A 12453-nucleotide genomic window follows, 5' to 3' on the forward strand; every position below is an offset into this window, starting at 1 on the left:
TTTATTCAGAAGTCTCCATCGGTTCCGATTGCACAAACATGCTCAGATCGCCGCCGTATCGCCTTCCATGAACACGGGCAGGAAGCTCCGCCGCTCGACGCCCGATTGCGAGTCGGCGATGCGGCCGACGAGCAGTTCGATCGCCGCGTCGGTCATCTGGTCCATGGGCTGCTGCATGCCGGTCAGCCGGTAGCTCTGCCAGCGCGCCGGCCCGAAACCGCCGAATGTAACCACCGAGACATCGCCGGGCACCGTACGCCCGAGCGTGCCGCGCAACTGATCGAGACAGCCCGCCGCCACGGTATCGTTGACGCACAGCAGCGCGCCCGGCAGCCCGCCATCCTCGCGGCGCAGCAGCTTCAACGCCTCCGCCGCACTTTCGTAGCGATAATCGACATGCGCCACGCTCAGCCGCGCATCGGCCCATCCGGCCAGCGCCGCGCGCACGCCGCGCTCCACCTCGGCGCCGACGAACGACCCTTCCGGCCCGCCGACCAGGCCGATATCGCGATGGCCGGCCTTCAGCAGCCGCGTCGCCAGATCGCGCGCACCCGCCGCGAAATCGCAGCTCACGCTCGAAATCGGCAGATCGAACACGCGGTTGAACATCACCAGTGGCAGGCCATGCTGCTCGAAGGCGGAAACCGCCGCCTCGTCGAGCACGCCGGTCGCAAGCACCGCATCGACGCGGAACGACCAGATGCGGTTGATCGCATCCTGCACCGAAGCGGCATCGCCGATCGGGAACAGCAGCACCTGATAGCCGCGCTCCGCCAGCCGGCCGCTCAGCTCGTAGAGGAGTTCGGGGTAGAGAAGATTGGTCTGCCGCGCCAGGACGACGCCGATCAGGTTGGATTTGCCCGCGATCAGCCCGCGCGCGAGCAGATTGGGCCGATACCCGACCTTTTCCGCCGCCGCGAAGATCCGGTCGCGCAACGCGGGGGAGATCGAGGCCCCCGGCGTGAAGGCGCGCGACACCGTGGATTGCGAGATATTCAGCGCCTTCGCGACATCGCGCGAGGTGATCCCCGCCCCGCTGCCCGCACCTCTAGCCTTGCGTCCCGCCACGCCATTTTCCTCCGGTTGTTGCATACGTATTCAAACAACTCTACGCTCATGACCGAATCGAGCGCCGTCCTGCGCATAGTGGATCATACCGGGCAAAGGCATCCGCCTTTGTCCGGTATGATCCACCAAGGCATTGTTCGACGTCGCCCATCGCAGTCAGGGAGCAGTTGATGAGCAAGCCAGGCGAAGCCAAATCCGAAAGCGCGGACGTCACCGCGCTGCGCATTCCCGCCACGCCCGATCCGCGCGAAACCGTCAGCCGCGTGCGTCAGCGCCCGGTCAACGATCTGCTGTCGCCGCGCAGCGTACGTACCCAGTCGCTCGACGGGTTCGAGGACGTCTATTCCGACATCGTCCATTATATCGCCTATTGCACGCACCGGATCTGGGCCGAAAAGGGCGTCGGACTGATCTACAGCCATTATGACGACGCCGTCGTCGTCCACACGCCGTACGGCACGCAGACCTCGGTCGAGGAAGTGGTGGCCGGCACGATCCAGATGATGCAGGCCTTTCCCGACCGCGAAAGCCGGCTGGGCAATGTCGCCTGGACGGGCGACGACAAGCAGGGCTTCTACACCTCGCATCTCGGCACCAGCCGCATGACCAATCTCGGCCCCTCCATCTATGGCCCCGCGACGGGCAAGAAGGTGCGCATCCGCCACATCGCGGACTGCATGATCCGCCGCAACCTGATCTATCGCGAATGGCTGGTGCGCGACAATGGCGCGCTGGTGCGTCAACTGGGTCTCGATCCCGTCGAGGTCGCGACGAAGCTGGCCGCCGCCGCCGCGCGATCGGGCGTGCCGCCGATCGTGTCCGGCCTGCCGGAGCGCGGCAGCGGACAGAAGCATCCCGAACCGCTCGACCTCCCCTCCGGCCCGCAGGCCTCGATGGAGGACAATCTGCGCCACATGTTCCACGATGTCTGGAACCGCCGCCGCTTCGACCGGATCAAGGATTATTTCGCCGCCGACGTGAATGTGCAGACCGCGCCCGGCCGCGAGGTGCATGGCGTGCAGGGCATCATGTGGACGGTGATCAGCATGCTCGCCGCCTTCCCCGACGCGGTGATGCATTTCGATCATTTCTGCGACACGCACGAAACCGACGGTTATATCGCCGCGGTGCGCTGGAGCCTCAACGGCACGCATCTGGGCAATGGCCAGTTCGGCCCGCCCTCCGGCAAGCCGGTCAGCATCCTCGGCATGAGCCATTTCCGCTTCAAGAACGGCAAGATCGCCCAGGAATGGACGGTGTGGGACGAGATCGCGGTGCTGATGCAGATCCATTCGCCGCACAATTCCCTGATGGTCGCGGCCGACTGAGCCGGAGCGGAGACGAACCATGGCACTCTATCTGAAGCGCGGCGCGACCGCGGACGCGAAAGCCGGCGCCGACCGGCAGGTGCGCGACACCGTCGAACAGATCCTGGCCGATATCGAGGCGCGCGGCGACGATGCTGTGCGCGAGCTTTCGATCCGCTTCGATCGATGGGATCGCGACAGCTATCGCCTGACCGATGACGAGATCCAGGCGTGCATCGACACGCTGAACCCGCAGGATATCCGCGACATCGAATTCGCCCAGACGCAGGTGCGCAATTTCGCGCGGATCCAGCGCGAGAGCATGAAGGATGTCGAGGTGGAGACGCTGCCCGGCGTCGTGCTCGGCCACAAGCATCTGCCGCTGAACGCGGCGGGCTGCTACGTGCCCGGCGGCAAATATCCGCTGCTCGCCTCCGCCCATATGTCCGTGATCACCGCCAAGGTGGCGGGCGTGCCGCGCGTCGTCACCTGCGCCCCGCCCTTCCAGGGCAAGCCCGCCCCCGTGATCGTCGCGGCGCAGGCGATGGCCGGCGCCGACGAGATCTATTGCCTGGGCGGCATCCAGGCGGTGGCGGCGATGGGCATCGGCACCCGATCGATCGCCCCTGTCGACATATTGGTCGGCCCCGGCAACGCCTTTGTCGCGGAGGCCAAGCGCCAGTTGTTCGGCCGCGTCGGCATCGACCTGTTCGCGGGCCCCACCGAGACGCTGGTGATCGCCGACGAGATCGGCTGCGACGCCGAACTCGCCGCGACCGACCTGCTCGGCCAGGCCGAACATGGACCGGACAGCCCGGCGGTGCTGCTCACCACATCGGAGAAGCTGGCGCGCGAAACCATGGCGGAGGTCGATCGGCTGCTGGAGATCCTGCCGACGCGCGACATCGCGCGCCGCGCCTGGGACGCATTCGGCGAGGTGATCGTTGCCGAGGACGATGCGGAGATGGTGCGCATCGCCGACGAGATCGCGTCCGAGCATGTCCAGGTGATGACCGCCGATCCCGACTATTTCCTGGCCCATATGACCAATTACGGCGCGCTGTTCCTGGGCGCGCGCACCAATGTCAGCTTCGGCGACAAGGTGATCGGCACCAATCACACGCTGCCGACGAAGAAGGCAGCGCGCTATACCGGCGGCCTGTGGGTCGGCAAGTTCATCAAGACCTGCACTTATCAGCGCGTGCTGACCGACGAAGCCTCCGCTCTGGTCGGCGAATATTGCAGCCGGCTGTGCGCGCTGGAGGGCTTTGCCGGCCATGGCGAACAGGCCAATATCCGCGTCCGCCGCTATGGCGGGCGCAACGTGCCCTATGCCGGCGTCGCGGCCCCCGCCGAAGCCGCCGTATGACCGCAACACGCTGAAGGGAGGGGCCGATGAGCACGACCGCAAGTGAATGGCGCAGTGGCTGGCCGGTCGTGTTCGGCGCGGCGCTCGCGCTCGGCACCGCGCTGCCGGTCTGGAACTATGTCTCCAGCCTGTTCGTGGCGCCGATGACCGCCGAATTCGGGTGGACGCGCGGGCAGCTCGCCAGCGCATCCGCATCCGCCTTTTTCGGGTCGCTCGCGGCGCCGGTGATCGGCAAGGTCGCCGATATCTTCGGCGCGCGGCGCGTGCTGATGCTGGGGCTGCTCGGCTATGCCGGGGCGTTCCTGGCGCTCGCCTTCCAGCCGGGCACGCTCGCCGCCTATACCGTCATCATCATGCTGCACACGATGATCGGCATCGCGTGCGGCGGCGCGATCTTCTCGCGCGCGGTCGCCGGCTGGTTCGATCGCAGCCGGGGGCTGGCGCTGGGGCTCACCATGACGGGCGTGCCGCTCGCCGCCGCGCTCATCACGCCGGCGCTCCATCTCGTCATCGCCGGCTGGGGCTGGCAGAGCGGCTTCATCTTTCTTTCCGCGCTGTCGCTCGTCATCGGCATACCCTGCGTCTTCCTGCTCGTGCGCGAACGCGACCATGTCCAGACCGCCGGCCCCGGAGAAGGCCCGCCCCCGGCACAGGACGGCGCGAACTGGAGCGAGATCGGGCGCAGCAGCGGCTTCTGGCTGCTCGCGCTCGCGCTGCTGCCGATCAATGCGGCCGGCACCGGCATCATGAGCGCGATGGCCCCGATCCTCACCGATGGCGGCATGTCCCCCGCGCTTGCCGCCGGGCTGGTCTCGATGTTCGCGATCTCGGTGATCGCCTCGCGTCTGGGCGGCGGCTGGCTGATCGACCGGTTTCCGCCGCACCTCGTCGCGGCGGGCGTCGCGGCGGTTCCCGCGATCGGCTGCGCGCTGCTGCTGGCGGGCCAGGCCAATGTCGCGCTCGCGGCGGTCGCATTGATCCTGATCGGCGTCCAGCAGGGCGCGGAGATCGATCTCGTCGGCTATCTGCTCGCCCGGCTGTTCGGCATGAAGAATTATGCCAGCGCCTACGGCGTATGCGTCGTTTTCCTCGGCCTGTCCGGTGCGTTCGGCGTCGCCTGGTTCGGCCGCAGCTTCGATGCGCATGGCAGCTACGATACCGCGCTCGCCATCTCTGCCCCCTGCTATCTGGCGGGCGCGGCGCTGCTGTTCGCGCTGCGCGGCCCGATCCGCCGGTCCGCGCGCGCGGTGGCCGGCCATGGTCATGGCGGCGATGCCGCCGTGCCGGTGCAGGCATGACGCTGCCGCGCACGCCCAGCTTCCGGCTCGACGGCCGCCGCGCGCTCGTCACGGGCGCCGGGCGCGGCATCGGCCTGGCGCTGGCCGCCGCGCTTGCAGAGGCCGGAGCCCAAACGGTGCTGGTCGCGCGCTCCGCCGACGAGGTCGCGGCCGCCGCCAACGCCATCCGCGACGCCGGGGGTGATGCGACCGGCGTCGCGCTCGACGTGACCGATGTGGATGCGGTGCGGGGCTTCTTCGACGATCGCGACACCTTCCACGTCCTCGTCAACAATGCCGGCACCAACCGGCCGATGCCGATGCAGCAGGCCGAGCCAGAGGATTTCGACGCGGTGCTGGGCCTCAACCTGCGCAGCGCCTTCTTCGTCGCCCAGGCCTGCGCGCGGCGGATGATCGCGGAAGGCATTCCCGGCAGCCTCGTCCATATCGGATCGCAGATGGGCCATGTCGGCGGCCCCAACCGGTCGCTCTACTGCGCGTCCAAATGGGGCATGGAGGGCATGTCCAAGGCCTTCGCGCTCGACCTCGCCCCCCATGGCATCCGCTCTAACGTGATCGCCCCCACCTTTATCGAGACGCCGCTGACGCGACCATTCTTCGAGGATGCGGCGTTCAGGCAAAGCGTGCTCGGCAAGATCAAGCTCGGCCGCATCGGCCGGGTCGAAGACCTGATGGGCGCCCTGCTCTATCTCGCCTCCGACGCCGCATCGCTCGTCACCGGCACCAGCCTGGTCGTCGACGGCGGCTGGACCGCCGAATAGGCGGGATCGTCACCCAACGGGTGCATTGCCTGGAGGAGGCGACTCCGCTTAAGCCCGTGGACAAATACGGGAAAGGATCGCCATGTCGCGCCGGATTGTCGCCAGCCTCCTGCTTGCCGCCTCACAGGCTGCCGGCCCGGCTCTGGCCACGCCGGGCGATTTCGATGCGGCGCTCGCCGATTTCCGCAAGCTCCACCGCACCGAGGTGCAACGCGCGGGGATCGCGGGCAGCAGCGTCTATGTCGTGCGTGACGGCGCGACCGTGGTCGCCGATCATCTGGGCGAACAGGATGCCGACGCGCATGTGCCCGTCGATGCACAGACCATCTATCACTGGGCATCGATCACCAAGACGATGACGGGGATCGCGATCATGCAGTTGCGCGATCGCGGCTTGCTCTCGCTCGACGATCCGATCGTCCGCTACGTGCCCGAACTGGCGGCGGTGCATAATCCCTTCGGCGACACCGACAGGATCACGCTGCGCCAGTTGATGAGCCACAGCGCCGGTTTCGGCGGCGCCACCTGGCCGTGGCGCGATCATGACTGGCAGCCCTTCGAACCCCGGGGCTGGGCGCAGCTTGTGGCGATGATGCCCTATACCCGGGTCGGCTTCCGCCCCGGTACGCGCTTCAGCTATTCCAATCCCGGCATCGTCTATCTGGGCCAGGTGATCGAGCGGCTTTCGGGCGAGGATTTCGAGGTCTATGTCGACAAGAACATCCTGAAGCCGCTGGGCATGTTCGCCAGCTATTTCGATCGCACCCCGCCCCATCTGCTGCCGCACCGTTCGCACAGCTATTACATCCGCGACGGCAAGCGCGCCGCCGCGCCCTTCGATGTCGATACCGGCGTGACCGTCTCCAATGGCGGGCTCAACGCGCCGATGCCCGACATGGCGAAATATCTGGCCTTCCTGATCGGCGATCCGCGCCGGACGGCGGATTACGACCTGATCCTCAAGCGATCCTCGCTCGAGGAGATGTGGCGGCCGCAGATTTCCGCGAGCGAGGATTTCACGCAGGGCCGCATGGCGGCGACCACCGAGAGCGCGCTCTCCTTCTTCGTCGATCGCGGCAAGGGCGTGCGCCTGATCGGCCATAATGGCGACCAGAACGGCTTTCGCGCCTATCTGAGCTTCTGCCCCGAGCAGCGCGCCGGCAGCCTGCTGGCGTTCAACACCGAAACGCGCGGCGTCCAGAACAGCCCCGCCAATCGCGACACCGCGGAATCGCGCATCGCCCTGGCGACCGATGCCCTGTGCGAGGCGCTGGTAACGGTCACGCGCAAGCCGTAACCTCCTCCGTCGGCGCCCTGCGCGCAGCCGAAAGGCTGCACTGGCCGACAAGCGCGGTCAGCACGGCGACCGCACCGGCCGCGACCGACACCCAGAAACCGCTGCCGGCGCCGAAGGCATCGATGACCCAGCCCGAGGCGAAGGAACCGACGGCCATGCCGATGCCGATCCCTGCCGTCACCCAGGTGATGCCCTCGGTAAGCCTGGCGGCGGGCACCAGCCGCTCGACCAGGCCGAAAGCGGTGATGAAGGTGGGCGAAACCGCCGCGCCGCTGGCGAACAACGCCAGCGCCAGCATCGGGACATTGCCGACGAACAGCAGCGGCACCGTCGTCGCCGCCGCGATCGCGACGGCGATCGCGAACTGGCGCGAAAGCGGCATCTCGATCCTGAGCGCGCCATAGACCAGCCCGACGAACAGCGAGCCGACGGCATAGCCGCCCAGCACCAGCGTGGCCGCCGCCGCATCGCCGAACTCGGCGGTGAGCGCGATCACCGTCACCTCCGCCGTGCCGAAGATCGCGCCGACCGCGACCAGCGCGAAGGCCAGGATCTGGACGGGGCGCAGCGCGATCGCGGGCGCGCCACCGTCCCTTGCCACGGGCTGCACCGGCGGCTCGGTGCGCTTCTGCAGGATGAAGGCGGCGGAGCCGACGGCCAGGAACAGCGTGGAAGCGAGCGGCCCGGCTTCCGGAAACAGGGAAACGCTGAGGCCGACGGCCAGCGCCGATCCCGAGATATAGACGAGTTCGTCCGCGACCGATTCGAAGGCGAAGGCCGTGCGGAGCTTCGGCGTGCCGCGATACAGCGCGGTCCAGCGCGCGCGCACCATCGCCGGGATGCTCGGCATCGCGGCCGCGAGCAGCGCGAATGCGAACAACATCCAGTCCGCCCCGCCGAACCGCGTCGCCGCGATCAGGCCGGTGAAGCCCGCGACCGACAGCGCCGCCGCCGGGGTCAGCACGCGGCTCTGCCCCAATCGATCGACCAGGCGCGAGACCTGCGGCGCGACAAGCGCGTTGGTGAGCGCGAACGTGGCGGCGACAGCGCCGGCCAGCCCATAGGCGCCGCGCGCCTGCGACAGCATCGCGACGATGCCGATCGTCGCCATGGCGAAGGGAAGACGGGCGACGAAACCCGCAGCCGCGAAGCCCTTGGCGCCCGGCGCCGCGAAGATCGTACTGTACGGATTGGGCATTGGAACACTCCTTCACGCCGCGCCGACTCATTTACATACGCAGCGTATGCAAATGCGAGCTAGTGACATACGCCGCGTATGTCAATATATATACGGCGCGTATGTGACGGAGGAAGGTCTATGGCGCGCAGGCCGCGCAGCGAAATGATCGCGGAAACAAGGGCAAAGCTGATCGACGCGGCGCGCCGCGCGTTCGGCACCGTTGGTTATGCCGATGCGTCGATGGACGATTTCACCGCGGAGGCGGGGCTGACGCGCGGCGCGCTCTATCATCATTTCGGCGACAAGAAGGGGTTGCTCCAGGCGGTGATCGCGCAGATCGACGCCGAAATGTCGGCGCGGCTGAGCGTGATCGCCGCCGCCGCGAGCGATCCCTGGCAGAGCTTCGTCGACGAGAATATCGCCTATATCGAAATGGCGGTGGAGCCCGAGATCCGCCGCATCGTCATGCGTGACGGCCCGGCGGTGCTCGGCGATCCGTCGACCTGGCCGTCGCAGACCGAGTGCGTCCGTTCGATGACCGCCAGCCTCCAGCGGCTGCGCCACGAAGGCTATGTGACCGATATCGATCCCGAAGGCATCGCGCGGCTGCTGACGGGCGCCGGCCTGTACGCCGCCCAATGGATCGCCAATGCCGACGATCCGGCTGCCACCTCGAAACGGGCGGTGCAGGCGTTCAGGGCACTGCTCGACGGGCTATTGGCGACGGACGCGCATCCGCACCGTTCGGCCTGAGGGTTTCGAAGCATCGGCCCGAACCTCCGGTCAGCGGTAGCCTGATCATCATGTCTCAATCGAGCAGCAGCTTCAGGAAATCGGCATCGGACCAGCGCCGGGCCGGATCGGCATTGGGGCCGAACGACGCCAGATCGAGCCGCGCCTGGCGGACGATGACCATGCGCCGCGACGGGATCACATAGAGCCGCTGGTCGCCCGCGCCCGCCGCGACCACCAGATCCTTGGGCAATTCGGCCGCACGGCGGCCGATATCGCTGCCCGCCGTCACCGGATCGGGCGTGGCCGATGGATGCGGCAGCCACCAGGTGAGCCCATAGCCGGGATGCGCCGTGCTACCCCTGAACTGTTCGGCGAAGGCGACGGGATCGACGAGCATCCGGCCCTGATGCCTGCCGCCGTCCAGGATGAAGCGGCCGAATTTCGCCCATTGGGCGGCGGTCAGCACCGCGCCTTGCGGCAGCAGCGCATAACCGTCGGCGCCGCGCCGCCATGCCGCCACGCGAATGCCCAGCGGATCGAGGATGCGGCGTTTGAGATAGGCATAGGAATCGGCGTCCTGCCCGGCCTTGGCCAGTTTGCGCCGCATCACCTCGCCGAACAATTGCATCGGCGCCGGCCCGTACTGGAATTTCTCGCCCGGCGTCGCCGACAGTTTCTGGGCGACCGCCTCGGCATAGGTCGGCGGCTTGCCGATCGTGCCGCCCTGCCCGTTGGTCATCGACAAGAGTTGCCGGATCGTCATCGTCCGCCGCACCGGATCGTCCGCCCATTCAGTGATCGTCGCCGCCACCGGCTCGTCGAGCGAAAGCAATCCATCCTGCACCGCCGCCGCCGCCATGATCCCGACAAAGCTCTTGGTGCCCGACCAGAGTTCGTGCGGTGCCTCCGCCGGCGTCGTTCGCGTATCGCAAATCGCCTTGCCGTCGCGCATGACGAGAAGGGCGAAACCGCGCCGCGCATCTGAATAGGCGGTGGCGGCGCTGCAGGCCGCATCGGCCGATTGGGGTACCTCCGCGGACGCGGATGAGGCGGCGGCGAGCAATATGGCGAGGACGGTTGAACCCATGGCGGCATATCCCTTGAACCCGACGATCCGGACCCTATTGCACCCGCCGCCGATTGTCGATAATTATGTCAATAATTGGCAAAAGAGATATGGAGGGGCATCATGGCGATCCGCACGGGTCTGTTCACATCCGCGGCGTTCGGGGCGCTCGCCTTCACCCTGCCCGCTCATGCCCAGTCGGGCGCCGAACGTACTGAATCCGCGCAAGGCCAATATGCCAATGAGGGCGAGATCGTTGTTACCGCGCGACGGCGCGAGGAGCGGTTGGCCGACGTCCCCACCGCCGCATCGGTGATCGACGCGCAGTCGCTCGTCGATCGCGGTGGCGCCTTTTCGAGCGGCGAACTGCTTGCCGACCAACCCAGCGTCCGCTTCAACAATCTCAACTCCGCCGTCACCTCCGAAATCTCGATGCGCGCATCCTCCACCGCGCGCGCGACCAATGGCGACCCCAGCGTCGGCCTTTATCGCAACGGCAGCTATATCGGCGGCGGCGCGATCGGCGGACGCAATTTCACGCGGCTGGACATGATGGATATCGGCCGCGTCGAAGTGCTGCGCGGCACCCAAGGTGCGCTGTACGGCCGCAACGCCGTGGGCGGCGCGATCAACATCGTCTCCGCCCGTCCCGAATTCGGTTTCAGCGGCTATGCCCGGGCGCGCTACAGCTTCGAGAACGACAGCACCCAGTTGCAGGCGGCCGCCAACATCCCGGTCAGCGACACCGTCGCGCTGCGCTTCTCCGCCGACGCGGTCAACCAGACCGGGGGGTTCTTCTACAATCCCTATCACGACGTCTATTTCGACCGTTCGAACGGCTTCGCCGCGCGCGGCCAGGCGCGGATCCGCAGCGGCGCGCTCGACGTCACCTTCCTCGCCGAGATCCAGGCGATGATCATCCCCAGCATCCATTATCAGGTGTCGATCGCGCCGGGCACGCCGGGCTATCCCGGCGGCTATACGCAGGAGAAATTCAGCTATCCCTGGAACACGCGCCCGCGCGCCGAACAGAATGTGGAGGGTCTGCAGATCTTCGGATCGCTCGATCTGGGCGGCGGCACATCGCTCAACTGGGCGTCGCTCTATCGCGCGCGCCATTCACGCTACGATCTCGACAATGATGCGATCAGCGCGGAGGAACTGGCACGCGCCAAGGCGGCGGGCCTGGTCTCCCCGCTCGTCAATACCGATACCGGATCGGCATCCTATGTCATCGACACCACAAAGACCTTCAACCAGAATCTCTATCTGAACGGCACCGCCGCGAACGGCCGACTCCACTGGCTGGCCGGCGCCGATATCGTCATCCTCGACAGCAACTATCAGGTGACGACCACGCGCACGCCGACGCCCGCCAATGCCTCCACCGGCACGCGCGCGCCCGCCAAACTCGATTACCGGTCCTATGCCGCCTATGGTTCGCTCGGTTTCGACATCACCGATGCGCTGAGCGCCACGGGCGAGATCCGCTACACCAAGGACGACCGCTCGCTCTGGGCGCGGCTGCTCGATCGCGTGACCGGCGCCAATGTCGGCGGCGCGGCGCGCATGGTCGATGCCGGCACCAAGCCCGACAACATCTCGTACAACGCCACCCTGTCCTACAAAACGGGTTTCGGCGTGCTCGGCTATGCCAAGGTCGGCAGCAGCTATCGTGCAGGCGGCTTCAACACCAATCTCGGCGATCCGCGCCAGCCCGTCGTCATCCCCGCCGCCTATGGCAATGAAAAGGCGATGTCCTACGAAGCCGGCATCAAGGGCAATCCGGCGTCCAATCTCTATTTCGCGATCGCCGGCTATTACAACACGCTCGACAACCTCATCGCCCAGCTCGACAATGGCTGCGCGATCACCCTGCCCGCCTGCCCCGTCGCGGCCGTCACCTTCCTCACCAATGCCGGCAACGCCAGATCCTATGGCGTGGAGGGAGAGCTGACCGCCAGTTTCGACCTGGGCGGGGGCAGGCTGCGCGCACAATTGAGCGGATCATGGCAGGGCGGCACGGTGACGAGCGGCCGTTATGACGGGCTCGATCTGCCCCAGGTGCCCGATTATCTCGCCTCGGCCAGCCTCAATTACCGGTATCCTATCGGCAAGGGCGCGATCGTCGCCAACGCCTTCTACACCGCACAATGGGGCGGCTTCCAGGAACTGCGGGTCAATTCGGTGCCGCTCGACGATTTCCAGCAGCTCAACCTGAAGCTGGGTTACGAAACCGATCGCTTCTCGATCGCGGCGATCGCCAACAATGTGACCAACGAGGTCCATTATCTCGCGCGCGACACCACGATCCGCCGCTACAGCCAGCCGCGCCTGCTGGGGATCGAGGCGGGATTGCGCTGGTAGGGCAT

The 12453-nt window shown here is 67.0% G+C and carries 10 protein-coding genes; 7 read left to right on the forward strand and 3 right to left on the reverse strand.

Features of this window, described 5'->3' with window-relative positions:
• Positions 1-42 precede the first annotated feature (42 nt).
• On the reverse strand, positions 43-1068 hold the full coding sequence (locus tag K7G82_RS28535; RefSeq protein ID WP_222993780.1) for a LacI family DNA-binding transcriptional regulator: 1026 nt from the start codon (positions 1066-1068) through the stop codon (positions 43-45).
• Positions 1069-1238: 170 nt separating this feature from the next.
• Between K7G82_RS28535 and K7G82_RS28540 the strand changes: the two genes are divergently transcribed.
• The 5 genes from K7G82_RS28540 (at position 1239) to K7G82_RS28560 (ending at position 7100) form a co-directional block, all read left to right on the forward strand.
• Entirely contained in the window at positions 1239-2396 is a 1158-nt protein-coding gene (locus tag K7G82_RS28540) for an ester cyclase (RefSeq protein ID WP_222993782.1), read from the forward strand.
• Positions 2397-2415: 19 nt separating this feature from the next.
• Entirely contained in the window at positions 2416-3744 is a 1329-nt protein-coding gene (gene hisD / locus K7G82_RS28545) for a histidinol dehydrogenase (RefSeq protein WP_222993784.1), read from the forward strand.
• Positions 3745-3770: 26 nt separating this feature from the next.
• The gene (locus K7G82_RS28550) at positions 3771-5042 is read left to right on the forward strand and encodes an MFS transporter (protein ID WP_222993786.1); all 1272 of its coding nucleotides are present in this window, start codon (positions 3771-3773) and stop codon (positions 5040-5042) included.
• Complete coding sequence (locus tag K7G82_RS28555) at positions 5039-5803, forward strand: SDR family NAD(P)-dependent oxidoreductase (protein WP_222993788.1); 765 nt, start codon at positions 5039-5041, stop codon at positions 5801-5803. Before K7G82_RS28550 ends, K7G82_RS28555 begins: the two co-directional genes overlap by 4 nt.
• An 82-nt stretch (positions 5804-5885) precedes the next feature.
• A complete protein-coding gene (locus K7G82_RS28560; RefSeq protein ID WP_222993790.1) occupies positions 5886-7100 on the forward strand; it encodes a serine hydrolase domain-containing protein in 1215 nt (404 codons plus the stop codon).
• Here the strand turns inward: K7G82_RS28560 and K7G82_RS28565 are convergent.
• Entirely contained in the window at positions 7084-8298 is a 1215-nt protein-coding gene (locus K7G82_RS28565; protein WP_222993792.1) for an MFS transporter, read from the reverse strand. The genes K7G82_RS28560 and K7G82_RS28565 overlap by 17 nt on opposite strands.
• Before the next feature lie 120 nt (positions 8299-8418).
• Between K7G82_RS28565 and K7G82_RS28570 the strand changes: the two genes are divergently transcribed.
• Complete coding sequence (locus K7G82_RS28570) at positions 8419-9033, forward strand: TetR/AcrR family transcriptional regulator (RefSeq protein ID WP_246623956.1); 615 nt, start codon at positions 8419-8421, stop codon at positions 9031-9033.
• Between the two features lie 55 nt (positions 9034-9088).
• Here K7G82_RS28570 and K7G82_RS28575 read toward each other — a convergent pair whose 3' ends face one another.
• Positions 9089-10102 (reverse strand): serine hydrolase domain-containing protein, encoded by a 1014-nt coding sequence (locus K7G82_RS28575; protein ID WP_222993794.1) that lies wholly within the window; start codon positions 10100-10102, stop codon positions 9089-9091.
• 102 nt (positions 10103-10204) lie between these two features.
• Here K7G82_RS28575 and K7G82_RS28580 point away from each other — a divergent pair, with 102 nt between their 5' ends.
• Complete coding sequence (locus tag K7G82_RS28580) at positions 10205-12448, forward strand: TonB-dependent receptor (protein ID WP_222993796.1); 2244 nt, start codon at positions 10205-10207, stop codon at positions 12446-12448.
• Positions 12449-12453: the final 5 nt, after the last annotated feature.

The sequence above is a fragment of the Sphingomonas colocasiae genome (assembly GCF_019880585.1).
In the GTDB taxonomy this organism is placed as follows: Bacteria; Pseudomonadota; Alphaproteobacteria; order Sphingomonadales; family Sphingomonadaceae; genus Sphingobium_A; species Sphingobium_A colocasiae.